We start from the raw sequence: 22,868 nt of genomic DNA, 5'->3' as shown, positions 1-22,868 counted from the left end.
TGCGCCGAAATGTGATCGGCACCTATTCCGGCAGTCGAATGACCGCCTTCAGCCCCCCAAGGTCACTGCGATCCAGGGTGATGTCGCCGCCGTGTCCGCGGGCCACGTCGCGCGCGATGGCCAGCCCCAGACCAACACCCTTGCTGTTCTGATTGCGCGAGGCGTCCAGCCGGGAAAAAGGGCGAAAGGCCTCCTCGTGCATGTCGTCCGGAATGCCGGGGCCATCATCCTCGACCATGATCTCCAGCCCGCCGGAGGGCAGGGCTCGGGCTGACAGCCGGACATGCTCGCCATGCACGGCGGCATTGCCCGCCAGATTGGTCAGGGCCCGCTTGAAGGCCAGGGGGCGAAGCGACGCGGTCAGTCCAGGTTGCGCCGCGATTTCGACCTTGGCCCCGGCCCGCCGGGCGTCATCACCCGCAGCGCGCAGCAGATCGTTGACGGATATCGACTGCGTCGCCTCGCCCGCCTCGCCCCGCGCGAACGCCAGATACTCGTCGATCATATGCTCCATCTCGTCCAGGTCGCCCTTCATGGCGGTCTGCCGCTTGAAGGGCGGGGCCAGGGCCAGTTCCAGCCGCAGACGGGTCAGCGGGGTGCGCAGGTCGTGGCTGACGGAGGCCAGCATGGCGGTGCGCTGATCGATGTGACGCTGGATCCGCTCGCGCATGGCCATGAAGGCGGTGGCGGCGGCGCGGACTTCCTTTGCACCGTGGGGCTTGAACCGTTCACGCGCCTCGCCCCGCCCGAAGGCCTCTGCGGCATCGGCCAGCCGTTCGATCGAGCGAACCTGGTTGCGAATGAACAGCACCGCGATCGACAGCAGCAGCACAGTCGCGATCAGCAGCCACAGCACGAAGATATGCGCTTGGGTCGCCACCGCTCGCTCGCGCGGCGCGATGATCCGCAGGACGCCTTGCGGCTGCTGAACGCGGATGTCGACATAGGCGGGGTATCGGGTCGTGTCGAACCAAACCGGCTGATCCACCCGGTTCTCCAGCGCCTTGCCTAAGGTGCGGTCGATGACCCCGACGGGGCCCCGCCGGACGTTCTCCGGCAAGGTCGCCCCGTCCTGTAGCGCGATGGACAGGGACATGGATCGCTGGGCCCGGTCGGCGATGACGGCCAGGTTCTGGGGCGTCGGATCGTCGGCATAGCTTTCCGTCGCCCAGGCGACGTCGCCGGCCAGGCCGTCGGACAGGCGCGCCGTCACCGTCTGCCAGTGCATGTCGAAGAACGCCCAGGTCACCGCTACCTGCATGACCAGCACCGGCAGGACGATGATCAGCAGAGACCGCCCCCACAGCGAGGTCGGCAACCGCCGCTTGAGCACCCGCGCCCAGACGTTAAAGGGCAGCAGCCTCATGCGTCGTCAATCCGGGGCCAGCATATAGCCTATGCCGCGTACGGTCTGGAGATAGCGGGGGTTCTTGGGATCGACCTCCAGCTTGCGGCGCAGGCGCGTGACCTGGACATCGACGGCGCGGCCGGTGATGTCGGCGGTATCGGGCGACAGGCTCATCCGCTCGACCGGGGCATGGGCGTGAATGGCCAGGGTCTTGAGCAACTGGGCCTCGGCCTCTGTCAGGCGCAACGGAGCCCCGTCGCGCGACAGTTCCAGCCGTTCCATGTCGAACACCGCCGGACCCAGCTTGATCTCGCGCGGTGTCAGGGGCTTGCCCCCGGTCCGTCGCAGGATGGCATCCACCCTCAACGCCAGCTCGCGCGGGTCGAAGGGCTTGGACATATAGTCGTCGGCCCCGCGCGACAGCCCTTCGATCCGGTCGTCGGGATCGCCCTTGGCCGTCAGCAGCATGACCGGTGTCTTGGAGGTCTCCGCCTGGGACCGGATCCAGCTGGTCAGGTCAAAGCCGCTCTCGCCCGGCATCATGACATCAAGCACAATCAGGTCGAACTCGATCAGTTCGACCAGACGACGCGCGGCGGCGGCGTGGGCGGCCCCGGTGACACGGTATCCCTCGCGTGCCAGGAACTCCTTCAGCAGGTCGCGAATGCGGTCATCGTCGTCGACGACCAGCAGATGGCGGCCTGCGCCGGGGCCGGCGATGGGGCCCGAACGGCCGCTGCTGCGCGAATCGGTCATGCGGATACGCCCGCGCCATGCCGACAGGCGTTGACCTGAGGCTTTTCGACGGGTCTAAAACCAGCATCGCTACGGGAGACGTTATTCAATGGCCTTCGTTCCTTTCGACGATCGTGACGGCTGGATCTGGATGGACGGGCATTTCGTGCCCTGGCGGGACGCGAAAACGCACGTTCTGACCCATGCACTTCACTATGGCTCGTCGGTCTTCGAGGGTGAGCGTATGTATGCGGGCGAAATCTTCAAGCTGACCCCGCATAGCGAACGCCTCAAGCGTTCTGCAAACCTGCTGGACTTCGACCTTCCGTATAGCGTGGCCGAGATCGACGCCGCCTGCAAGGAAACCTGCGCCAAGATGGGGCTGGACGACTGTTATGTACGCCCGGTGGCCTTCCTGGGCTCCGAACAGGTCAGCGTCACGGCCAAGAATTCCAAGGCCCATGTCGCCATCGCCGCCTGGGAATGGCCGTCCTATTTCGACCCGGAGACCAAGGCCAAGGGCATCCGCCTGGAGTGGGCCAAATGGCGTCGCCCCGACCCGGCCACGGCCCCTTCGGCGGCCAAGGCGGCGGGTCTGTACATGATCTGCACCATGTCCAAGACGGCGGCTGAAAAGCGCGGCTTCTCCGACGCCATGATGCTGGACTGGCGCGGCTACGTTGCCGAGGCGACCGGCGCCAACGTCTTCTTCGTTCAGGATGGCGTGCTCCACACCCCGCCCATCGACGCGATCCTGGACGGCATCACGCGTCAGACCGTGATCGAAATGGCCAAGGCCAAGGGGATCGAGGTCATCGTGCGCCATATCCGGCCCGAGGAACTGTCGAGCTTCAGCGAATGCTTCCTGACCGGCACGGCCGCAGAGGTCACACCGGTCAGCGAGATCGGCGAATACCGCTTCACGCCGGGCGCGCTCAGCCTGGGCCTGATGGAAGACTACGGTCGTCTGGTGCGGCGTCAGCGCTGAGGCCAGGCCGTCATGGCGGACCGGGCAATGCGCAGCAACTTGTCGCGTGATGCACCGTCACGCGCCAGAGTCGACGAGCCCTGGATAATGGCCGTCGTGTGCGCCGCCAGGATTTCGGCGTCCGTGTGCGGGGGCAGGGTGCCGTCGGCCACCTCGGCCTGAATACGCGCCCTCAGATGCGCCTCGACGCCGTTGCGAATGGCCGAGAGATGCGCCTGCACATCCGCCGCTTCTGCGGACACGCTGATGGCCGAGGTGGCCAGCATGCATCCCGGCGGCGTCTCCTCGCCCGTATAGGCGATGGCGGCGCCTTCCATCAGGACCTGAGCGGCGTCGCGCGCCGAGGGGGCCGCATCGATGATCGCGGTCGGCGACGATCCACCGGACAGATACAGGCTGACCGCCTCCAGAAAGAGCGCCTTCTTGTTCCCGAAGGCGGAATAGATGCTGGGTGCCGTCACCCCCAAGGCACGGGTCAGATCGCTGAGCGATGTCGCCTCATAGCCGTGCCTCCAGAACAGCAGCATCGCCTGTTCCAGGGCGACCGCGCGATCAAAGGAGGGCGGGCGTCCGATCCGGCGCGGTTCCGTGTGCGACTCCATTTCCATAACGATCAATATGAAACTATTGACGCAGGACCGCAAGACGCGCAGAGGGTTTCATATCAATCGATAGAAAACCAAGCCATGACCCTCACAGACTATCGCACCCTGGGACGGTCCGGCCTGGTCGTCAGTCCGCTGGCGCTCGGCACCATGACCTTCGGCACCGCGCGGTGGGGGTCCGGCGAAGACGTGTCGCGCGATGTGTTCAATGCCTACGTCGATGCAGGCGGCAACTTCGTCGATACCGCTGACGTCTATTCGGGTGGTCGCAGCGAAGAGATGGTGGGCCGCTTCATCGCCGAGCGCGGCCTGCGCGACAAGATGGTCATAGCCACCAAGGCGGGGTTCAACACCGGGGCCTGGCCGCTGGCGGGCGGCAATGGCGCGAAACATCTGACGCGCGCGCTGGAGGGGTCGTTGACGCGGCTGGGCACCGACTATGTCGACCTGTTCTGGGCGCACGTCTGGGACGGCGTCACCCCGGCGGAGGAGTTGCTTGAAACGATGGTGAGCCTCGTCCGGTCGGGCAAGATTCGCTACTGGGGCATGTCCAACAGTCCGGCCTGGTTCGTCGCCAAGCTGGCGACGCTGGCGGCGGCGCGAGGCCTCCCCGGTCCGATCGCGCTGCAGTATTTCTACTCCCTGGCCAATCGGGACATCGAGGACGAGCATGTGCCTCTGGCCCGGGATTTCGGCCTGGGCATCGTGCCGTGGAGCCCGCTGGCCTATGGCCTGCTGGCCGGCAAATACGACCGCGCGACGGTCGAGGCCGGTGCCCCGCGCGCCGGTGGCCTGCCCCGTGACGCCGCCACCTCCGAGGAGGCGCGCCCCGAGGGTGACAAACGTCTGGACGGAGCCAATCCCTTCGGCGACAGCCTGTTCACCGAGCGCAACTGGCGCATCGTCGATGTCCTGCGCCGCATGGCCGAGGAGACGGGTCAGACCCCGGCCCGCCTGGCCCTGGCCTGGGTCGTCGGCCGACCCGGCGTGACCTCCACCCTGATGGGCGTCAGCCGCGCCAGCCAGGTCACCGACAACGCGACGGCCTTGCAGGTCCAGTTCTCACCCGAACAGCGCGCCGAACTCGACGCCGTCAGCGCCGCCGAACCCCGCCTGATCTATGGCCTGCTCCAGCCCGCCATGCGCAAGAATGCTGTCTTCGGGGCCGATGTGACGGATCATCGGGGCGGATAGGGCGGCGACGAACCTGCGACCAGTTCTGAGGTGCCCTCGTGCCAGTCTGCGCCGCACGAAGGCCCGACCGCTGAAGCCTGACGTGAGAGAAAGTAGAGTCACTCTCACAGACTCTCACTTCACCTCTTGCCAGAGCTTCATCCGCGGCGTTCAAGCGATCTGGGACCGGCGTGGCCGGGGTGGGGAAGATCACGCATCATGTTCAGCCTGCTGAACCTTCAGAGCCTGCTGGGTCTGGTCGTCATCGTGGCGGCCTGCTGGGGCCTGTCCGAGAACCGCAAGGTGTTTCCGTGGCGGCTGACGCTGGGGGCCATCGCGGTCCAGGCGGGCTTGATCTTCGTCACCTTTGCCGTGCCGGGCTCGCAGGTCGTGCTCGACGGCATCAACAACGGCGTCAAGGGACTGGAACTGGCGACGGAGGAGGGGACCAAGTTCGTCTTCGGCTATCTGGCCGGCGGGGCCCAGCCCTATCCGGTGCAGGACGAACTGGCGCTGTTCACCTTCGCCTTCAAGGTCCTGCCGCTGATCCTGGTGATCTCAGCGCTCTCGGCCCTGCTGTGGCACTGGAAGATCCTGAAGTGGGTCACGCACGGCTTCGGCTTCATATTCCAGAGGACCATGGGACTGGGCGGGGCGTCGGCCCTGGCCGTCGCGGCCAACATCTTTCTGGGCATGATCGAGAGCCCGATCGTCATCCGCGCCTATCTGGACAAGCTCACGCGGTCTGAGCTGTTTCTGATGATGGTCGTCGGCCTGGCGACCGTCGCGGGCTCGACCATGGTGGCCTATGCCTCGATCCTGGCCCCGGTCCTGCCCAATGCGGCGGGCCATGTGCTGGTCGCCTCCATCGTCTCGGCCCCGGCGGGTGTGCTGCTGGCCCGCATCATGATCCCGGAGACGCCGGGGCAGGGCGGGGCGGTTGCCGACTATGGCTCGGCCCTGAAATACGACAGCGCCATCGACGCCATCGTCAAGGGCACGGCCGATGGCCTGATGGTGGTGCTGAACATCTCGGCTGTGCTGATCGTGTTCGTGGCTCTGGTCGCTTTGGTCAATGTGATGGTCGGCGGCATCGTGCTGTTCGACGCGCCGCTGACCGTCGAGCGGGTGCTGGGCTGGCTGTTCATGCCGGTGGCCTGGCTGACCGGCGTGGAATGGGCCGATGCGGGCAAGGCGGGCGGCCTTCTGGGCGTCAAGCTGACCCTGACCGAATTCGTGGCCTTCATCCGGCTGGGCGGCATTCCCGACGGCGAGATCACCGAGCGCACCCGCATGCTGATGACCTACGCCCTGTGCGGCTTCGCCAACATCGGCTCGGTCGGGATCACCGTGACGGGCCTGTCCGTCCTGATGCCCGAGCGCCGCGAGGAAGTCCTGGGTCTGGTGTGGAAGGGTCTGTTCGCCGGCTTCCTCGCGACCCTGATGACGGCGGCGGTTGTCGGTGCCATGCCTGCCGCCATATTCCGTTGAACCGGAGACCCTGACGATGAAGCTCTACACCTCCCATCGCGCCCCCAATCCGCGCCGCGTTCGCTGGGTCATGGCCGAAAAGGGCATCGAGGATGTCGAACTGGTCGAACTGGACATCATGGTCGGCGAGCACAAGACGCCGGAATACCGCGCCCGCGTCGGCGTGCCCCACGTCCCGTCCCTGACCCTGGACGACGGCACGACCATCTCCGAATCTATCGCTATTGGCCGCTACCTGGAGGCCCTGTACCCGGAGCCCAATCTGTTCGGCCAGGACGCGCGCGAACAGGCGATCGTCGAGATGTGGATGCGGCGGGGCGAGTTCTATCTGGCCAATCCAATCATGCTCAGCGTGCGCCATTCGCATCCGGCCCTGGCCGCGCTGGAGGCGACCCAGCTGCCGCAGGTGGCGGACTACAACAAGGTCTCGGCCGAGCGGTTCATGAAGACGCTGGACCGGCATCTGGCCGATCGCGAGTTCATGGCCTTGGACCGGTTCACCATCGCCGACATCGTGGCCGTCGTCGGTCTGGATTTCGCTCGCCTGGTCAAATACCGCCCGCCGGAAGAGTTCACCCATCTGGCCCGCTGGCTGGAGGCCTGCCGTGCCCGCCCGGCAGCGAAAGCCGGGGCCTGACGCACGGTTCTTGTTGCGTCGCGGCATGGCGACCTGTTGGATGATCTGACCAATCATCGGACCGCCCATGCCCGCTGCTGCATCGATCTACATCAGTACCCGGGGCCAGAGCCCCGCCATAGACTTCGCCGAGGCCTTGTTGCGTGGCGTGGCCCCCGACGGCGGCCTGTATGTGCCCAGCCGCTGGCCCGCCCTGACTCCCGAGGCGATGACCGCCCATTCGGCGCGAGAGGTGGCTCATGCCGTGCTGCATCCCTTCGTCGGCGATGCCCTGCCGGACGAGGCGCTGACGCGGGCGACCTGGCGTCTGACTGAAGGGTTCCTGGAGCCGGAGGTGACGCCCCTGGTCCAGATCGGCCCCAATCTGCACATGCTGGAGCTGTTCCACGGCCCGACGGCGGCGTTCAAGGACTACGCCATGCAGATGGCGGCGGTGCTGGCCGAGGCGGCGCTGAAGCAGAGCGGACAGAGGCTGCTGTTGATCACGGCGACCAGTGGCGACACCGGCGCGGCTGCGGCGCGCGCCTTTGCGGACGTCGAGGGGGTGGAGTTGGTGATCCTGCATCCGCTCGACCGCGTCTCGCCCATCCAGCGCCTGCAGATGACGACCACGGGCGCGGACAATGTCCGCAATCTGGCGGTGCGGGGTGACTTCGACGACTGCCAGCGGCTGGTAAAGGCCTTGCTGGCCGACGAGGGCCTGCGTGACGGGCGGCGGCTCAGCTCCGTAAACTCCATCAACTGGGCGCGGCTGGCGGGCCAGATTCCCTACTATGTGACGGCCGCACGCGCGCTGGGCGACGCGGCCCCGTTGGCGACATATGTGGTGCCGACCGGCAATTTCGGCGACGCCTTCGCGGGCTGGGGCGCGCAGCGGATGGGCGTGCCGATGGATGGCCTGGTCGCGGCCACCAATCGCAACGACGCCCTGGTCCGCGCGCTGAACACCGGCGTCTATGAGCGCACCACGGCCACCGCGACCGCCAGCGTCAGCATGGACGTCCAGGCCCCCTCCAACTTCGAGCGGCTGGTGTTCGAGGCCTCGGGCCGGGACGCCGACCTGACGCGCGGCCTGTTCGAGGACTTCGCGCGGCACGGACGGGTCCAGATCCCCGACGACCTGCTGGGAGCCTTGCGCCGCGAGGTGTCGGCGGTCGCCGTGACCGAGGCCGAAACAGCCGAGGAGATCGGCCGTACCTATCGCGAGACAGGCCGCGTCATCTGCCCCCACACGGCGGTGGCCCTGACTGCGGCGCGCCGACTGAACCGCCGCGACGGCCCGGTGGTCGCCCTGGCCACAGCCCATCCGGCCAAATTCCCCGAGGCCGTACGTTCCGCCATCGGCATCGAGCCGGAACGTCCCCAGCAACTTCGGGGTCTGGAGGGGCACCCAGAGAGGTTCGAGACGGTTTACGCCGATCTGGCCTCGGTTCGCGCAGTCATCGCCTGAACTTGGACCCTCGCTAAGGCCACTTCACCACCGGCGGCATGGAACTGAGGATCGAGTCGACATTGCCGCCGGTCTTCAGGCCGAACATGGTGCCCCGATCATAGAGCAGGTTGAACTCGACGTATCGACCGCGCCGGACCAGTTGCTCTTCACGCTCTTCTGGCGTCCAGGGTTCGACCATGCGGCGAGCGACGATCTCGGAATAGGCGAACAGGAAGGCCTCGCCGACGTCGCGGGTGAAGGCGAAGTCTCGGGCATAGTCGCCGCTGTCGTGGTGGTCGTAGAAGATGCCGCCGGTGCCGCGAGGCTCGTTACGATGGGCCAGCCAGAAGTAGTCGTCGCACCACTGTTTGAACTTCGCATGATAGGCCGGATCGTGGGCATCGCAGGCCGACTTCATGGCGGCGTGGAAGCCCAAGGTGTCCTTGGCGTCCGGATGTCGATCAACATCCAGCACCGGCGTCAGGTCCGCCCCGCCGCCGAACCAGCTTTTCGTCGTCGAGATGAAGCGTGTGTTCATATGCACCGCCGGGATGCGCGGGCTGACCGGATGGGCGATCAGGCTGATGCCGGTGGCATAGAAGCGCGGGTCCTCCGCAGCACCGGGCACGGTCTTCGCATAATCCGCGGGAAAGGTGCCATGCACGGTCGAGCAATGCACCCCGACCTTTTCGAACAGCCGTCCGTGCATCATCCCCATGACGCCGCCGCCACCTTCCGGTCGCTGCCACGGCGTGCGCTCGAACCGACCGGGCTCACCGGGGAACAACTCCGCCGACGCCTGATCCTCCAGCGCTTCGAACGCCAGATGGATGCGGTCGCGCAAGGCTTCGAACCAGGCGCGGGTCTCGGCCTGCTTCAGCTTAAGGGGATCCGTGGTCACGTCGCTCATAGCCAAGTGTCTAGTCCCTCGCGGGACGGGGAGGGAAGAGACACGTCAGCGCAACGTCAGACCGCCCGTCTGTCTCAACCCCTCCCATAGCGCCATGCCGGCGCTGACCGACAGGTTCAGTGAGCGCGCCTCTGGGCGGATCGGTATGACAACGCGGGCATCGGCGGCGGCATGGACGTGGTCGGGCGCCCCGCTGGTTTCGCTGCCGAATAGCAGGGTGTCGTCGGGCTGGAAGGTGAAGGTGTCCAGCGGCGTGGCCCCCCTGGTCGTAAACAGGATCAGGCGACCGGGCCCACGATCCCGCTGAAACGCATTCCAATCGGCGTGGCGCGTCAGGTGGCCGAGCGGCCCGTAATCCAGGGCCGCGCGCTTCATGGCGCGGTCGTCGAAGTGGAAGCCTGTCGGCTCGATCACATGCAGGTCCACGCCGAAACAGGCGCTCAAGCGGATGCTGGCGCCGACGTTCTGTGGAATGGCCGGTTGAAAAAGGGCGAGACGCATTCTAAGGCCCTCTTACGCGTGGCCCGGGGGCTTGTCGCGGTCTTAATTGCGACTGTTTCGCAAGTGGCGTCAGCAACTTGCGTCGATGAGCCGCAAATCCAGACCGGGTCAGGACAAGGGTTTTTCGCTAAAGCGTTCATGCCGCGACAAACGCCGTCTTCAGACGCGCGACACGCGGCGCATGAGGAGTGTGACGTGGCCGAATCGGTCGTGACTGAGAACAACGAAAGTGGCGAAGCCACCCGCCGGGACTTCATCCACATCGCGGCCGGTGCTGCGGCTGTCGGTGCCGGGGCCATGGTCGTCTGGCCGCTGATTAATTCGATGAATCCGGCCGCCGATACCCTGGCGCTGTCGACCATCGAATTCGACCTGACCAAGGTTCAGGAAGGCCAGCAGGTCGTGATCAAATGGCAGGGCAAGCCGGTGTTCGTGCGCTATCGTACGCCCGCCGAGTTGCAACGTGTCGTCAGCGAGGGTGCCGTCGGCAGCCCGGCGCAGACCGACGTCGAACGCACCAAGGCCGGTCACGAAAAGTATCTGGTGGTCATCGGCTCCTGCACTCATCTGGGCTGCGTGCCGACCTTCAATGCCGGGGACTTCGGCGGATGGTTCTGCCCGTGCCACGGCTCGCACTACGATGCGTCCGGACGTATCCGTAAGGGCCCGGCCCCGTTGAACCTCGTCGTGCCGGAGTACCAGTACGTCTCCGACACCCGCGTGCAGATCGGTTGATTAGGTCAGAAGCATGAGCGATCACGAATCCACCTATGTGCCCAAGACCGCCATTGAGCGGTGGATGGACACCCGCCTGCCGATCATCCGCTTCGGGGCCGACTATATGTCGCTGCCGACGCCGAAGAACCTGAACTACTGGTACACCTTCGGGGCCATTCTGGCGCTGTGCCTGGTCGTGCAGATCGCCTCGGGCATCTTCCTGGCCATGCACTATGTGCCAAATACCGAAATGGCCTTTGCCTCGGTCGAGCGCATCATGCGTGACGTCAACGGCGGCGACCTGATCCGCTACACCCACGCCAACGGGGCCTCGATGTTCTTCATCGCGGTCTACATCCACATGCTGCGCGGCCTCTACTACGGCTCCTACAAGGCCCCGCGCGAGATGATCTGGATCATGGGCTGCGTGATCTTCTTCCTGATGATCGCGACCGCCTTCCTGGGCTACGTCCTGCCCTGGGGCCAGATGTCCTTCTGGGGTGCCGAGGTGATCACCAATCTGATCGGGGCCATCCCGGTCATCGGCGAGCCGGTGCTGATCTGGCTGCGCGGCGGCCCGGCGATCGACAATGCGACGCTGAACCGCTTCTTCTCTCTGCACTATCTGCTGCCGTTCGTGATCGCGGGCTGTGTGGTCCTGCACCTGTGGGCCCTGCACCACGCCGGTCAGAACAACCCCGTCGGAATCCTGATCCCCAAGGATCGCGCCAAGAAGGACATGCTGCCCTTCCACCCGTACTATACGGTCAAGGACGGCTTCGCGATCATCCTGTTCCTGATCCTGTTCGCCTTCTTCGTCTTCTTCATGCCCAATGCCCTGGGCCATGCGGACAACTACATTCCCGCCAACCCGCTGGTGACGCCGGCGCACATCGTGCCCGAGTGGTACATGCTGCCCTTCTACGCCATCCTGCGGGCGGTTCCGGACAAGTTCGGCGGCGTGGTCGCCATGTTCGCGGCCATTGGCGTCCTGTTCGTCCTGCCCTGGCTGGACACGTCCAAGGTGCGGTCGATGCGCTATCGCCCGACGATGCGGACCTTCTTCATCATCTTCGTGATCGTGGGTCTGGGACTGGGCTGGTGTGGTGGGCAACTGCCTGACGCCCCCGTCATCGGTTCGTTCAGCACCTTCACCCTGATCGACGGTGACCTGAACTCCTACCTGTGGCTGACGCGCTTCCTGACCCTTTACTACTTCGCCTTCTTCCTGGTGATCATGCCGCTGGTCGGCTTGCGTGAGACACCGCGCCGGATCCCTGCGACCATCTCCGAGCCGGTGCTGGGCACCAGCGACGCCATGAGCGGGGCCGTTCCCGCCTCGGCCGAGAAGAAGGGCTGATCGCGACCATGACCCTGAAGACGAACACCATGAAGAAGACCCTGGTCATGATCGCCGCCGCTGCCGGGCTGGCCCTGGCGGCTTCGCCCGTCCTGGCCGCCGGTGAGGCCAAGCACCCGCGCTCGGGTGGGTTCTCGTTCGAGGGGCCGTTCGGGTCCTTCGATCAGGGCCAGCTGCAGCGCGGTTACAAGGTTTACCGCGAGGTCTGCTCCGCCTGCCACGGCATGAACCTGATGTATTTCCGAACCCTGGCCGAGCCGGGTGGTCCGTTCTACGACTCGCATCAGGAAAACCCCGCCGCCAACCGCTTCGTGAAGGTCCTGGCCGCCGAGGTCCAGGTGCCGGATATCGATTCGGAAACCGGTGAACCGATCATGCGCGACGGCATTGCCGCCGATCGCTTCCCCGATCCCTATCCGAACGCTGTCGCTGCTGCGGCGGCGAACGGTGGCGCGGCCCCGCCTGACCTGTCGGTCATGGCCAAGGCGCGTCACGATGGGGCCAACTACATCTACTCCCTGCTGTCGGGCTACAAGGCCGCCCCTGCGGGCCTGCAGATCCTGCCCGGCCAGAACTACAACCCCTATATGGCCGGCGACCTGACGCCGTTCTGGACCGGCGAGGGCCCCGTGCCCTACGGCGGCTTCATCGCCATGGCCGCGCCGCTGCGCGACGGTCAGGTGACCTATGATGATGGTTCCGCCCAGACGGTGGATCAGTATTCCAAGGACGTCGCCGCCTATATCGCCTGGGCCTCGGATCCCAAGCAGGTCCAGCGCAAGCAGGCCGGCGTCGGTGTGATGGTGTTCCTGTTCCTGTTCGCTGGCATCACCTACATGAGCTACCGCCGCATCTGGAAAGGCGTGGCCCACTAAGGCTCGCTGTCTAGGTCGAACGATCAGCCCGCCCGGCTCCGGCCGCGGCGGGTTTTTCGTGCCTCGCCCTCCCTGATCGCTGCATCGACACCGCCGGATGCCTGTCCTAACGTCAGGCCATCCAGAGACTTTGAAGGTGCCTTCCATGCGTTTGTCCGTGTCCGCCGCCGCCCTTGCAGCAGCCCTGATGATGTCCGCCCCCGTCTTGGCCCAGCAGGCTCCGACCTTCGACACGGCCCGGCTGTCGGAACATGCCCGCGTTCTGTCCGACGACAGCTTTCAGGGGCGCGGCATCGGCACTCCTGCTGAGGAGATGGTCGTGCAGTATCTGAGCGAACAATATGCGGCCGCCGGCTTCCAGCCCGGTGGCCCGAACGGCCAGTGGACGCAGGACGTGACCCTGAACCGCTTCACCGCCTCCAACATCCAGGCGCAGCTGAAGGTCGGTGACGACACCATTCCCCTGACGCAGGGCGAACAGATCGTGGTCTCGACCCGACTGCCCGGCGACCACGTCATGCTGATGGACACGCCTCTGGTCTTCGTCGGCTACGGCATTGATGCGCCGGAGCGCCAGTGGGACGACTTCAAGGACGTCGATGTGCGCGGCAAGATCCTGGTTGTTCTGGTCAATGACGCGGACTTTGAACAGCCCGAGCTGGACACCTTCGGCGGTCGGGCCATGACCTATTACGGCCGCTGGACCTACAAGTATGAAGAGGCAGCGCGTCAGGGCGCGGCGGGCGTCATCATCGTGCACGAGACCGCCCCGGCCTCCTATGGCTGGGCCACGGTGACCAACAGCTGGTCCGGCCCGCAGTTCGATATCGTGCGCCAGAATGCGGCGGCCGAGCGGGTGCCGATGGAGGCCTGGATTCAGCGCGACGTGGCCGTAGACCTGTTCCAGCGCGCCGGCCAGGATTTCGAGGCCCTGAAGGTTGCGGCCCGGAGCCGCGACTTCCGCCCGGTCGAACTGGAAGGCGCGACCTTCAGCGGCATGTTCGACGTCGCCACCAGCCAGATCACGACCCGCAATGTCCTGGCCCGGCTGGAAGGCACGACCCATCCGGACGAGACCATCCTCTATACCGCCCACTGGGACCACATCGGCGTGGGCGCACCCGATGCCGAAGGCGACACCATCTTCAACGGGGCGGTCGACAATGCCACCGGTACGGCGGGCCTGCTGGAGATCGCCCGCGCCTTTGGAGCCGGGCCGCGCCCCGAACGCTCCATCGTGATGATCAGCTTCACCGCCGAGGAGAGCGGCTTGCTAGGGTCGGAGTTCTACGCGTCCAACCCGGTCTATCCGCTGGCCAAGACGGTCGGCGGCTTCAATGCCGACGCGATGAACGTCTATGGCCGCACGGCCCGCTATGGCATCACCGGCTATGGCCAGTCGGACTTCGACGAACGGATCGGCGCAGAGGTCGAGGCGCAAGGGCGCGAGGTTCAGCCGGACGCCAATCCCGCCTCGGGCGGCTATTTCCGCTCCGACCACTTCCCTTTGGCCAAGCGCGGCGTGCCGATGACTTATGGCGGTAGTACAGGCGATTTCCGCGACGAGCCGATCGCCGCGCGCGAGGCGACCCGGTCGGGATACGGTCGCAGCCGCTATCACCAGGCGGCGGACGAATGGTCGGCGGACTGGGATCTGACCGGTCAGGTCGAGGACCTGCAGGTGCTTTACGAAGTCGGTCTGGACCTGGCCAACAGCCGCGATTGGCCCGCCTGGAAGCCGGGCTCTGAGTTCGCGCCTGCACGTGAGGCGACTGCGGCTGAGCGCCAATAGGCTTCATGACCAAACTGTAACGGGCGCGGCGGTCGCTGCACCCGTATGGCCGCACAAAACCTTTTTCGGACGGAGCTTTCCGATGTTTCGCAAGATGATGAGTGGCGTCGCCGTCGCCGCCGTGCTGCTCGCCGCCGGCGCCGTTCAGGCCCAGGACTTCTCTGCCGCCCACCTCAGCGACGGCATCCGCACTATCAGCGACGACAGCTTCCAGGGCCGCTATCCGGGCACGGAGGGCGAGCGCATGACCTTGGCCTGGTTGCAGGCGCAGTATGAGGCCATGGGCCTGCAACCGGGCGGGCCGAACGGGCAGTGGCTGCAACCTATCGAACTGAAACGCTATACGCCTGCGCGCCCGGCGACGGCCAGCTGGAGCGGCCCTGACGGCCAGTCGCGCCCGCTGACGGTCGGCACCGACATCGTGTTGCGCGCGGTCAGCAATGACGGCAAGGCCGACGTCCAGAATGCGGGCGTCGTCTTCGCCGGCTACGGCATTTCGGCCCCCGAGCGGAACTGGGACGATTACGGCGACCTCGATGTGACGGGCAAGGTGGTCATCGTGGTGGCCGGTGAGCCTGAGGGCGACCTGTTCAACGGGGCCTATGCCACCAACTATCAGTCCGGGGCCTACAAGGCCGATGAGGCCAGGCGGCGTGGGGCCATCGGCGTGATCACCCTGGTCCCGCGCGTCGGGGGCGGCAATGACCGTCGCCGGACGCTGACCCCCGGTGCGGCCGACACCGAATTCTCGGGCGCGATGACGGTCGAGGTCGCGACGGCCCTGGCCCAGGCGGCCGGCGTCGATCTGGCCGCGCTGTTGCCCACGACGGCGGCCGGTCAGTTCAAGGCCGTGGCCCTGCCGGGTGTCAGCCTGTCGGTCAGTGCAGAGGAGACCATCGACACCCTGGTGACCCACAATCTGCTGGCCCGGATCGAAGGCAGCGAGCGCCCGAACGAGACCATCGTCTATTCCGCCCACTGGGACCACGTCGGGGGTGAGGAACAGCATCCGGGCATGACCGGCGACAACATCTTCAACGGGGCCTGGGACAATGCGTCAGGCACCATCGGCGTGCTGGAAACCGCGCGCCAGTTCAGCCAGGCCACGCGTCCGAAACGCAGCCTCGTCTTCGCCCATATGGCCGCCGAGGAGATGGGCTTGCTGGGGGCCTATGGCTATACCGCCGATCCGGTCTGGCCGCTGGAGACGACGGTCGCGGACATCAACATCGACATGCTGCCGCTGTCGGCCCCGACGAAGGACCTGGCCATCTTCGGCAAGGGGCAGAACGACCTGGAGGACCGGCTGGAAGTCCTGGCCCAGGCCGAGGGACGCTATGTCACCGACGACCGCGAGCCGGAGCAGGGATATTACTACCGCTCCGACCACTTCCCCTTCGCCCGCGCGGGCGTGCCGGCCCTGATGCCATGGCACGGCGTCGATCTGGACGAAGGCGGCACGGCCGTGGGCCTGCCGGCTTATCGGGCCAAGTTCGGAGCCGACTATCACAAGCCCAGCGACGAATGGTCCGCCGATCTGGACTTCAGTTCGGCGGTCGAGAACCTGACCCTGCTGTATCGCCTGGGCTCGGACCTGGCCAACGGCACCGACTGGCCGACGTGGAAGCCGGCCTCGGAGTTCGGGGCGGTGCGCGCGCGGACGGATAGCGCGCGGCAGTAGACCCACTGCGCGGTATGTCTCCTTGTGACGGGCCTCGTGCCGTCGCAAGGTCGCCTGTGATGCAGCAGGTGATGTCATGAACCGGTGGTCGTCGCGTCCCGCGCCGGGCGAGCCGGACGGCCTGATCCTGTTCGACGGGGTCTGTGTCTTCTGCTCGCGCTGGGTCCGGTTCGTGATCGATCGCGACACGCAGCGCCGTTTCCGCTTCGTCGCGATCCAGAGCGAGGCGGGCCGGGCTCTGGCCATGCGATATGGCATAGACGCGGACACGCCCCAGACCAACGCCGTCATCCTGGACGGGCGCATCTGGTTCAAATCGGATGCTGCGCTGGCGGTGCTGAGTGCGCTGCCGTCGACACGGGGGCTAGGCATGCTCCGCGCCGTTCCGACGCCGCTCCGAAATCCGATCTACGATCTGATCGCGCAGAATCGCTATCGCATTTTCGGTCGAACCGATGCCTGCATGGTGCCATCAGCCGAAGACCGCGACCGGTTCATCGCGTGACGCGCGTCCTGGTCATCGGCGCGGGCGGCGTGTTTGGCTCGCGCTTGGCCGAGGGGCTGTTGCGCAACGGGTTTGCTGTGGTCCTGGCCGGGCGAGATGCGGCGCGGGCACAGTCGGTTGCCCGGCGTCTGCGGGCCATGTTCCCCGATGCGGAAATAGCGACGGCGCGGATCGATACCGCGACCTTGACGCCTGCGGATCTGACGACGACCGGCGCGACCATCGTCGCCGATGCCGCCGGACCGTTTCAGGGTGCCCAGCCGACGGTGGCGCGGGCGGCGATCGCGGCAGGCCTGTCCTATGTCGATCTGGCCGATGGGCGGGATTTCGTGGCGGCGTTTCCTGCCTTGGACGCGGCGGCCAGGGCGGCGGGCGTGGTGGCTCTGACAGGGTGCAGCTCGACGCCAGCCCTGTCGCACGCCGTGCTGGACCGCCTCACGCTGGGGTGGCGCGAGGTGGTGTCGGTCGAGGTCGCCATCTCGCCTGGCGCGAGGGCTCCGCGCGGCCTGTCGGTCATGCAGGCCATCCTGTCCTGGCTGGGGCGGCCGGTGCGGGTGTTCTACGACGAAGGCTGGGCCGAGCGGCGCGGATGGGGCGGGCTGTATCGTCGGGAATTCGGACGGGCCGGGCGGCGATGGGTCAGCCTGTGCGAGACACCGGATCTGGACCTGCTGCCTTCGCGGTTCAGGCCGAGGGATCGGGCTCTGTTTCTGGCGGGGCTGGAGCCTTGGCCTGCGCATCTGGGGGCGTGGGTGCTGGCCAGGCTGGTCGCGGTGTTTCGGTTCGATCCGGTGCCGCTGGCGGGTCTTCTGGTTCGCCTGTCTGCCTGGGCTTCCTTTGTCGGTTCGGACCGGGGCGCGATGCGGGTCGAGGCCCTGGGAGTCGATGGGGAGGGGCGGGCGGTGCGCGCCGTCTGGCGTCTGGTCGCCGAGCCGGGGGAAGGGCCTGTGACGCCCAGCCTGCCGGCGCTGGCGGCGGGCCGGTTGCCGACGGGAGCCGGGCCGTGCGTCGGCCTGCTGTCGCTGGACGCCATCGAAGCGGAGATGGAGCCGCATGGCCTGGCGACCGAGATCATCGAGACGCGAGCCAGCCTGTTCGCCCGCGCCATCGGCCCGGCCTTCGAGACCCTGCCCGAGGCGATCCGGGTCCTGCACGAGACGCCGGGTCGATCGGTCTGGCGAGGGCGGGCGATGACCGAGAGCGCGGCAACCCCTTTGGCGGCTCTGGTCGCAAGGATTGTCGGCTTTTCGGGTGGACAAGCGGATTGCGAGGCCGAGGTTCGGATCGATGCGGACGGGGAGCGATCGATCTGGCGGCGACGGATCGGCGGGCAGGCGTTCGTCAGCGTGCTGTCGAAACCCGCGGAAGGTGGCCGAATCGAGGAGCGGTTCGGGGCCCTGAGTTTCCGGTTGCGGCTGACGCCTGAAGGCGAACGGCTGATTTACACCGTCGAGGGGTGGCGGATGGGGCCGGTCTCCCTGCCGCAGGCGCTTGCCCCACACACGCGAACTCACGAAAGGATCGACGCCGAAGGGCGGTTCGTCTTCGACGTCGAGATATCAGTGCCGTTGATCGGGCGTCTCGTCCGCTACTGCGGCTGGCTTGAGCGGGACCGGCAGGATCAGCGCTTCCTGACGAAGACCGTACCCGCCGAATAGCCCGCGCCGAAGCTGCAGATCAGGCCGGTGTCGCCGGGGTCGAAGCCGTCGTGATGCAGGTGGAAGGCGATGATCGAACCGGCGGAGGAGGTGTTGGCGTAGTCGTCCAGGATGATGACGTTCTCATGCGGCTCGGGCTCGCGACCCAGGACCTTGCGGCCGATGAACTGGTTCATGTTGATGTTGGCCTGATGCAGCCACATCCTCTTGAGGCTTGTGGGATCGATGCCCAGGTCGCCCGCATGGTCGACGATCATGTCCGACACCATCGGTACGACGTCCTTGAAGACCTTGCGGCCCTGTTGGATGAACAGCTTGTCGGGGGCCCCGATGCCTTCAGGGGCGGCGTTGTTCAGGAAGCCGAAATTGTTGCGGATGTTGTTGGAGAAGCTGGTCTTCAGCCGGGTGCCCAGCACGTCCCAGCCGCCGGGTCCTGCGGTATCGGACGATTCCACGATTACGGCGGTGCAGACGTCGCCGAAGATGAAGTGGCTGTCGCGATCCTTGAAGTTCAGGTGGGCGGAGCAGACCTCCGGATTGACCATCAGCACGGCCTTGACCGACCCGCCGGTGATGAAGTCCGCCGCCGTCTTGATGCCGAAGGTGGCGCTGGAACAGGCGACGTTCATGTCGAAGGCGAAACCCTCGATGGCCAGGGCCTGCTGAACCTCGATGGCCAGGGCCGGATAAGGGCGGGGCATGTTGGAGGCGGCGCACAGGACCGCGCCGATCTCGCTGACCGGCTTGCCCCAGGCGGCGATGGCGTCACGAGCGGCCTTGACCGCCATCTCGGCCATGATCGACAGCTCGTCGTTCCCGCGCTCGGGGATGTTGGGGGCCATACGTTCGGGGTCCAGAACGCCCGCCTTATCCAGAACGAAGCGCGACTTGATGCCCGAGGCCTTTTCGATGAACTCGACCGAGGACGGCGTCAGGGGGGCGACGTCGCCTTCGACGATCTGGGCCGCGTGCTCGGCATTATAGCCGTCGGCATAGGCGTTATAGGCCGTGACCAGTTCTTCATTGGAGATCGACTGGTCGGGCGTGAACAGCCCCGTGGCGGCGATGACGGCGTGTGTCATGTTGGTAAGGGGCCCTATCACTCGACGCGCGGCGTCTCGTTGCTTGAGGACGCTCGGCCCTCGGGTTGGTGCCGGTCGCCTGGGCGCGTCCGGTACGTGGATCTGTGCTCTAGATAGGCGTCCGCAATGCGGCGGTCGAGAGGGGGTATCAGGGGTTCGTCGTGGCTTGCGCCAGCACGCGTTCGGCGGCGGCCAGATGCAGGCGCTCGACCATCTGGCCGTCGATCTGGATCGCGCCGCGTCCAATCGCATCGGGCGCGTTGAAGGCGGCGACGATGGCGCGGGCATTGGTGATTTCGGCCTCGGTGGGCGCGAAGGCGGCATTGGCCCCGACGATCTGGGACGGATGGATCAGGCTCTTGCCGTCGAAGCCGTACAGGCGACCCTGGGCGCATTCGGCGGCGAAGGCTTCGGAATCGGCGAAGCGGTTGAAGACGCCGTCGATGGCCAGAAGGGCGTGGGCCCGGGCCATGGCGACCACAAGCGCCAGCCAAGGCTTCAGCGGCTCACGGTCGGCGGAGAGGCCGGTCCAGAGCATGGTGGCCAGATCGTTGGTGCCCAGCATCAGGGCCTCAAGCGGGCCACCGCTGGCTGCGATGTCGTTCAGGGAGAACAGGGCGCGTGGCGTCTCCACCATGGCCCACAGGGCGGTGCCTGACCTTAGTCGGCTAGAAAGGGTGTGGACGGTGGCGGCGTCCTCGACCTTTGGTGCGACGATGAGGTCAAGGGGGGTGTCCGCGAGGGCCGCAAGGTCGTCGGCTCCCCATTCGGTGTCGAGGGCATTGATGCGGACGCCCAGGCGCGGGCCGAAGCCGCCCGCTCGAACCGCAGCGACGGCGGCGGCGCGCGCCTCGATCTTGGCCTCGGGCGCTACGGCGTCTTCCAGATCGAGGATGGCCACGTCGCAGGTGAGGGTGCGTACCTTCTCGACGGCCCGGGCATTGGAGGCCGGCAGATAAAGGACGCTGCGCGCGGGTCGCATCACACCCGGCCCGTGACTGGCACCAGCGCCCCGGTCATGGCGCGGCTGTCGGGCGAGGCGAGGAACAGCATGACCCGCGCCAGATCGGCAGGCGCGACCCAGGTCGAAGGATCGGCATCGGGCATGTCGGCACGGTTGCGCTCGGTGTCCAGGATGGAGGGCAGGACGGCGTTGACCGTGACCGACGTGGTCTTCAACTCCTCGGCCAGGCTTTCGGTCAGGCGATGCACCGCCGCCTTGGAGGCCGCATAGGCCCCCATGCCCGCCGCGCTGCGAAGGGCGCCATTGGCCCCGACATTGACGATCCGGCCTTCATCCGATGCCTTCAAATGGGGCAGGGCGGCGCGGCTGGCGTTCAGGGCGGTGGTCAGGTTCAGGGCGAACATCCGGTCCCAGGCGGGCTTGTCGTCGTCGGTCGTCTGCCAGACGAAGCCGCCCGCGATATTCAGCAGGGCGTCGATGCGGCCAAAGCGGGTCATGACGGCCGCGATGGCCTTGTCCGCCGCCGCCGCATCCGTCAGATCGACGCCGCCCAGTTCCTGAACCCCCGCCGGAGCCGCATGGCCCATGGCGTGGTCGATGATGGCGACACTCAATCCGTCCGCCAGGGCCTGTTCGACTACGGCCCGGCCCAGATCGCCGTGACCTCCGGTGACGATGATGACGCGGTTGCTCATTGTCGGCGCTCCGAAAAATACAGTCCACTGAGTCCACTCAGTCCACCTGGTAGGGTCAGCGCTTTGACCGCGCCGCCGGGGTGCCAGCGTGGCAGGGTCGAAAGACTATGTCATGAGGCTGCGTCAAATTCGGTCGTCAGGCGGCGAACACCTTGGCCATCAGCCGCTCCAGAGCCTCCGCATCCACCGCATCGAAGGCGGCGACCTCCGTGGCGTCTACATCGAAGACAGCGAGCAGTCGGCCCGACGCATCCAGCACCGGCACCACGATCTCGCTGGCCGAGCGGGCGTCGCATGCGATGTGGCCGGGGAAGGCGTGGACGTCCTCGACGATCTGGGTCTGGCACGTGGTCGCCGCCGTCCCGCAGACGCCGCGTCCGAAGGCGATCCGCAGGCAACCCAAGGTGCCCTGGTAGGGGCCGACGACCAGTTCGTCCATCTTCGTCTCATCGACCACATAGAAGCCGGTCCAGAAGAAGATGGGAAAGGCATCAGCCAGCATGGAGGAGACGGTGGCCATGCGCGCGATGCGATTGGGCTCGCCGTCCAGCACGGCCAGGATTTCGGCCTCGACCTCGGCATAGCGGGCGGCCTTGTCGGCGGGGCGGTCGTCGCGGGCGATGTAGGACATGGGGTCTCCGGGCAGTGGACAGCCCCGATGTAGGTTTCGTTGGCGGATTTGGTAGGCGTGGAGGGACTCGAACCCCCAACCAGACCGTTATGAGCGGTCGGCTCTAACCATTGAGCTACACGCCCGCCGTGGCCGTGGCCTAGCAGGGCGGTGGCGGCCTTGCCAAGAGCGGGTTGCAACCACAGGCCTGTCTGCGAATTCATCCAGATGAACGGCGTCTGTCGCCGTCGCCGTCCCGGCGTTCAGGCGGACAGCGTCACTGTGCGGTCACGGTTGATCGACACGGTCACTCCGGATGGATCGTCACTGAGTTACGGAGACCAAGATGAAAACCCTTTCCCGCGCCCTGGTTCTGGGCGGCGTAATGATGGCGTCGGGCCTGATGACCACCACCGCCATCGCCCAGTCACAGCCGAACGGCGGCGCGCCCCTGACCATCCAGGCGGTGACCGAGCGCCCGTCGCTAAACCTGTCGGCCTATGGCGAGGTCAAGGCCGCGCCGGACATGGCCACCATCAGCTTCGGCGTGGTGACGGAAGCCGCCACCGCCGCCGAGGCGATGCAGCAGAATGCGACCCGCATGACCCAGGTCATGGCCGCCCTGCGCCGTGCCGGGATCAACGAACGCGACGTCCAGACCAGTGGCCTGAACCTGTCGGCCCAGTATGACTATGTCCAGAACGAGCCGCCGAAACTGCGCGGCTATCAGGCCAGCAACCGAGTGATGGTGATCATCAACGACCTCAGCAAGGTCGGCACCACCGCCGACGCCGTGGTCGCCGCCGGGGTCAACCAGATCGACGGGATCAGCTTCGGTCTGAAGGACCCCTCCGCCGCCGAGAACGAGGCGCGTCGTCTGGCGGTGCGCAATCTGCAGGCCAAGGCGGCGCTGTACGCCGACGCCCTGGGCACGCCGCTGGGCAGCATCCGCTCGCTGTCGGAAGGCGGCGGCTATGCGCCCCAGCCGCCGATGCCGATGTATGCCGTGCGGGCCCAGTCGATGGGTGCGGCCGACTCGACCCCGGTCGCGGCGGGCGAGCTGACGATCCGCATCGACATCACGGGCGTGTACGACCTGAACCGCTAGG

22 protein-coding genes and 1 tRNA gene are annotated in these 22,868 nt (G+C 66.5%); 13 read left to right on the top strand and 10 right to left on the bottom strand.

Annotated features, from left to right (window positions below; genetic code table 11):
- Positions 1-22 precede the first annotated feature (22 nt).
- Both AC4PRM_RS02030 and AC4PRM_RS02025 read right to left on the bottom strand, forming a co-directional pair.
- Positions 23-1,366: an ATP-binding protein gene (locus tag AC4PRM_RS02030; RefSeq protein WP_492038598.1), complete on the bottom strand. Its 1,344-nt coding sequence runs from the start codon at positions 1,364-1,366 to the stop codon at positions 23-25.
- 6 nt (positions 1,367-1,372) lie between these two features.
- Positions 1,373-2,104 (bottom strand): response regulator, encoded by a 732-nt coding sequence (locus AC4PRM_RS02025; RefSeq protein WP_492038597.1) that lies wholly within the window; start codon positions 2,102-2,104, stop codon positions 1,373-1,375.
- A gap of 88 nt (positions 2,105-2,192) precedes the next feature.
- On the opposite strand from AC4PRM_RS02025, the gene AC4PRM_RS02020 reads away from it, so the two are divergent.
- Positions 2,193-3,071, top strand: a complete 879-nt coding sequence (locus AC4PRM_RS02020; RefSeq protein WP_492038596.1) for a branched-chain amino acid aminotransferase — start codon at positions 2,193-2,195, stop codon at positions 3,069-3,071.
- Here AC4PRM_RS02020 and AC4PRM_RS02015 read toward each other — a convergent pair.
- Positions 3,062-3,673 (bottom strand): TetR/AcrR family transcriptional regulator, encoded by a 612-nt coding sequence (locus AC4PRM_RS02015; RefSeq protein ID WP_492038595.1) that lies wholly within the window; start codon positions 3,671-3,673, stop codon positions 3,062-3,064. The genes AC4PRM_RS02020 and AC4PRM_RS02015 overlap by 10 nt on opposite strands.
- An 84-nt stretch (positions 3,674-3,757) precedes the next feature.
- On the opposite strand from AC4PRM_RS02015, the gene AC4PRM_RS02010 reads away from it, so the two are divergent.
- The 4 genes from AC4PRM_RS02010 (at position 3,758) to thrC (ending at position 8,427) form a co-directional block, all read left to right on the top strand.
- Complete coding sequence (locus tag AC4PRM_RS02010; RefSeq protein ID WP_492038594.1) at positions 3,758-4,870, top strand: aldo/keto reductase; 1,113 nt, start codon at positions 3,758-3,760, stop codon at positions 4,868-4,870.
- Positions 4,871-5,068: 198 nt separating this feature from the next.
- Positions 5,069-6,340 (top strand): NupC/NupG family nucleoside CNT transporter, encoded by a 1,272-nt coding sequence (locus AC4PRM_RS02005; RefSeq protein WP_492038593.1) that lies wholly within the window; start codon positions 5,069-5,071, stop codon positions 6,338-6,340.
- A 16-nt stretch (positions 6,341-6,356) separates the two neighbouring features.
- On the top strand, positions 6,357-6,977 hold the full coding sequence (locus tag AC4PRM_RS02000; RefSeq protein ID WP_373255842.1) for a glutathione S-transferase family protein: 621 nt from the start codon (positions 6,357-6,359) through the stop codon (positions 6,975-6,977).
- Positions 6,978-7,044: 67 nt separating this feature from the next.
- The gene (thrC, locus tag AC4PRM_RS01995) at positions 7,045-8,427 is read left to right on the top strand and encodes a threonine synthase (protein ID WP_492038592.1); all 1,383 of its coding nucleotides are present in this window, start codon (positions 7,045-7,047) and stop codon (positions 8,425-8,427) included.
- A gap of 13 nt (positions 8,428-8,440) precedes the next feature.
- On the opposite strand, the gene hemF is transcribed toward thrC, so the two are convergent.
- Together hemF and AC4PRM_RS01985 are read right to left on the bottom strand one after the other, a co-directional pair.
- Entirely contained in the window at positions 8,441-9,319 is an 879-nt protein-coding gene (hemF, locus tag AC4PRM_RS01990; RefSeq protein ID WP_373255840.1) for an oxygen-dependent coproporphyrinogen oxidase, read from the bottom strand.
- Positions 9,320-9,364: 45 nt separating this feature from the next.
- Entirely contained in the window at positions 9,365-9,820 is a 456-nt protein-coding gene (locus AC4PRM_RS01985; protein ID WP_487922942.1) for a tRNA (cytidine(34)-2'-O)-methyltransferase, read from the bottom strand.
- A gap of 138 nt (positions 9,821-9,958) precedes the next feature.
- Here AC4PRM_RS01985 and petA point away from each other — a divergent pair, with 138 nt between their 5' ends.
- From petA to AC4PRM_RS01950, 7 genes are all read left to right on the top strand, one after another.
- Positions 9,959-10,555, top strand: coding sequence for a ubiquinol-cytochrome c reductase iron-sulfur subunit (gene petA, locus AC4PRM_RS01980; RefSeq protein ID WP_492038591.1), 597 nt, complete (start codon positions 9,959-9,961; stop codon positions 10,553-10,555).
- A 13-nt stretch (positions 10,556-10,568) separates the two neighbouring features.
- Positions 10,569-11,897, top strand: coding sequence for a cytochrome b (locus AC4PRM_RS01975; RefSeq protein ID WP_373255837.1), 1,329 nt, complete (start codon positions 10,569-10,571; stop codon positions 11,895-11,897).
- Between the two features lie 8 nt (positions 11,898-11,905).
- Positions 11,906-12,772: a cytochrome c1 gene (locus tag AC4PRM_RS01970; protein ID WP_492038590.1), complete on the top strand. Its 867-nt coding sequence runs from the start codon at positions 11,906-11,908 to the stop codon at positions 12,770-12,772.
- A 145-nt stretch (positions 12,773-12,917) separates the two neighbouring features.
- On the top strand, positions 12,918-14,564 hold the full coding sequence (locus AC4PRM_RS01965) for a M28 family metallopeptidase (RefSeq protein WP_492038589.1): 1,647 nt from the start codon (positions 12,918-12,920) through the stop codon (positions 14,562-14,564).
- Between the two features lie 82 nt (positions 14,565-14,646).
- Positions 14,647-16,245: a M28 family peptidase gene (locus tag AC4PRM_RS01960; protein WP_492038588.1), complete on the top strand. Its 1,599-nt coding sequence runs from the start codon at positions 14,647-14,649 to the stop codon at positions 16,243-16,245.
- A 76-nt stretch (positions 16,246-16,321) separates the two neighbouring features.
- Positions 16,322-16,750 (top strand): thiol-disulfide oxidoreductase DCC family protein, encoded by a 429-nt coding sequence (locus tag AC4PRM_RS01955; RefSeq protein ID WP_492038587.1) that lies wholly within the window; start codon positions 16,322-16,324, stop codon positions 16,748-16,750.
- Positions 16,747-18,408: a saccharopine dehydrogenase family protein gene (locus AC4PRM_RS01950; protein WP_492038586.1), complete on the top strand. Its 1,662-nt coding sequence runs from the start codon at positions 16,747-16,749 to the stop codon at positions 18,406-18,408. Before AC4PRM_RS01955 ends, AC4PRM_RS01950 begins: the two co-directional genes overlap by 4 nt.
- Here AC4PRM_RS01950 and AC4PRM_RS01945 read toward each other — a convergent pair.
- The 5 genes from AC4PRM_RS01945 to AC4PRM_RS01925 all read right to left on the bottom strand — a co-directional run bounded on the left by AC4PRM_RS01945 (position 18,372) and on the right by AC4PRM_RS01925 (position 21,905).
- The gene (locus AC4PRM_RS01945) at positions 18,372-19,490 is read right to left on the bottom strand and encodes a beta-ketoacyl-ACP synthase III (RefSeq protein WP_492038585.1); all 1,119 of its coding nucleotides are present in this window, start codon (positions 19,488-19,490) and stop codon (positions 18,372-18,374) included. The two genes, AC4PRM_RS01950 and AC4PRM_RS01945, sit on opposite strands and share 37 nt — an antisense overlap.
- A 148-nt stretch (positions 19,491-19,638) precedes the next feature.
- Positions 19,639-20,472: an HpcH/HpaI aldolase/citrate lyase family protein gene (locus AC4PRM_RS01940; protein ID WP_492038584.1), complete on the bottom strand. Its 834-nt coding sequence runs from the start codon at positions 20,470-20,472 to the stop codon at positions 19,639-19,641.
- Positions 20,472-21,149, bottom strand: a complete 678-nt coding sequence (locus AC4PRM_RS01935; RefSeq protein WP_492038583.1) for an SDR family NAD(P)-dependent oxidoreductase — start codon at positions 21,147-21,149, stop codon at positions 20,472-20,474. The genes AC4PRM_RS01940 and AC4PRM_RS01935 overlap by 1 nt, the downstream gene beginning before the upstream one ends.
- 136 nt (positions 21,150-21,285) lie before the next feature.
- On the bottom strand, positions 21,286-21,780 hold the full coding sequence (locus AC4PRM_RS01930) for a GAF domain-containing protein (protein WP_492038582.1): 495 nt from the start codon (positions 21,778-21,780) through the stop codon (positions 21,286-21,288).
- Between the two features lie 49 nt (positions 21,781-21,829).
- Positions 21,830-21,905 (bottom strand) — tRNA-Ile (locus AC4PRM_RS01925).
- Positions 21,906-22,105: 200 nt separating this feature from the next.
- Here AC4PRM_RS01925 and AC4PRM_RS01920 point away from each other — a divergent pair.
- Positions 22,106-22,867 (top strand): SIMPL domain-containing protein, encoded by a 762-nt coding sequence (locus AC4PRM_RS01920; protein WP_492038581.1) that lies wholly within the window; start codon positions 22,106-22,108, stop codon positions 22,865-22,867.
- The last annotated feature ends 1 nt before the right edge of the window (position 22,868 follow it).

The organism is Brevundimonas sp. DW-iso22, assembly GCF_058725425.1.
Note: the sequence above shows the minus strand (reverse complement) of the source record. Positions and strands in the feature narration are given on the sequence as shown.

Excerpts from the sequence above, each read along its gene's own strand:
- AC4PRM_RS02025 (WP_492038597.1), bottom strand. The coding sequence starts at position 2,104 with ATGACCGATTCGCGCAGCAGCGGCCGTTCGGGCCCCATCGCCGGCCCC.
- AC4PRM_RS02015 (WP_492038595.1), bottom strand. The coding sequence starts at position 3,673 with ATGGAGTCGCACACGGAACCGCGCCGGATCGGACGCCCGCCCTCCTTT.
- AC4PRM_RS01965 (WP_492038589.1), top strand. The coding sequence starts at position 12,918 with ATGCGTTTGTCCGTGTCCGCCGCCGCCCTTGCAGCAGCCCTGATGATG.
- AC4PRM_RS02005 (WP_492038593.1), top strand. The coding sequence starts at position 5,069 with ATGTTCAGCCTGCTGAACCTTCAGAGCCTGCTGGGTCTGGTCGTCATC.
- AC4PRM_RS01955 (WP_492038587.1), top strand. The coding sequence starts at position 16,322 with ATGAACCGGTGGTCGTCGCGTCCCGCGCCGGGCGAGCCGGACGGCCTG.
- AC4PRM_RS01960 (WP_492038588.1), top strand. The coding sequence starts at position 14,647 with ATGTTTCGCAAGATGATGAGTGGCGTCGCCGTCGCCGCCGTGCTGCTC.
- thrC (WP_492038592.1), top strand. The coding sequence starts at position 7,045 with ATGCCCGCTGCTGCATCGATCTACATCAGTACCCGGGGCCAGAGCCCC.
- AC4PRM_RS02010 (WP_492038594.1), top strand. The coding sequence starts at position 3,758 with ATGACCCTCACAGACTATCGCACCCTGGGACGGTCCGGCCTGGTCGTC.
- hemF (WP_373255840.1), bottom strand. The coding sequence starts at position 9,319 with ATGAGCGACGTGACCACGGATCCCCTTAAGCTGAAGCAGGCCGAGACC.
- AC4PRM_RS01940 (WP_492038584.1), bottom strand. The coding sequence starts at position 20,472 with ATGCGACCCGCGCGCAGCGTCCTTTATCTGCCGGCCTCCAATGCCCGG.
- petA (WP_492038591.1), top strand. The coding sequence starts at position 9,959 with ATGCCGCGACAAACGCCGTCTTCAGACGCGCGACACGCGGCGCATGAG.
- AC4PRM_RS01985 (WP_487922942.1), bottom strand. The coding sequence starts at position 9,820 with ATGCGTCTCGCCCTTTTTCAACCGGCCATTCCACAGAACGTCGGCGCC.
- AC4PRM_RS01975 (WP_373255837.1), top strand. The coding sequence starts at position 10,569 with ATGAGCGATCACGAATCCACCTATGTGCCCAAGACCGCCATTGAGCGG.
- AC4PRM_RS02020 (WP_492038596.1), top strand. The coding sequence starts at position 2,193 with ATGGCCTTCGTTCCTTTCGACGATCGTGACGGCTGGATCTGGATGGAC.
- AC4PRM_RS01945 (WP_492038585.1), bottom strand. The coding sequence starts at position 19,490 with ATGACACACGCCGTCATCGCCGCCACGGGGCTGTTCACGCCCGACCAG.
- AC4PRM_RS01970 (WP_492038590.1), top strand. The coding sequence starts at position 11,906 with ATGACCCTGAAGACGAACACCATGAAGAAGACCCTGGTCATGATCGCC.
- AC4PRM_RS01935 (WP_492038583.1), bottom strand. The coding sequence starts at position 21,149 with ATGAGCAACCGCGTCATCATCGTCACCGGAGGTCACGGCGATCTGGGC.
- AC4PRM_RS02030 (WP_492038598.1), bottom strand. The coding sequence starts at position 1,366 with ATGAGGCTGCTGCCCTTTAACGTCTGGGCGCGGGTGCTCAAGCGGCGG.
- AC4PRM_RS01920 (WP_492038581.1), top strand. The coding sequence starts at position 22,106 with ATGAAAACCCTTTCCCGCGCCCTGGTTCTGGGCGGCGTAATGATGGCG.
- AC4PRM_RS01930 (WP_492038582.1), bottom strand. The coding sequence starts at position 21,780 with ATGTCCTACATCGCCCGCGACGACCGCCCCGCCGACAAGGCCGCCCGC.
- AC4PRM_RS02000 (WP_373255842.1), top strand. The coding sequence starts at position 6,357 with ATGAAGCTCTACACCTCCCATCGCGCCCCCAATCCGCGCCGCGTTCGC.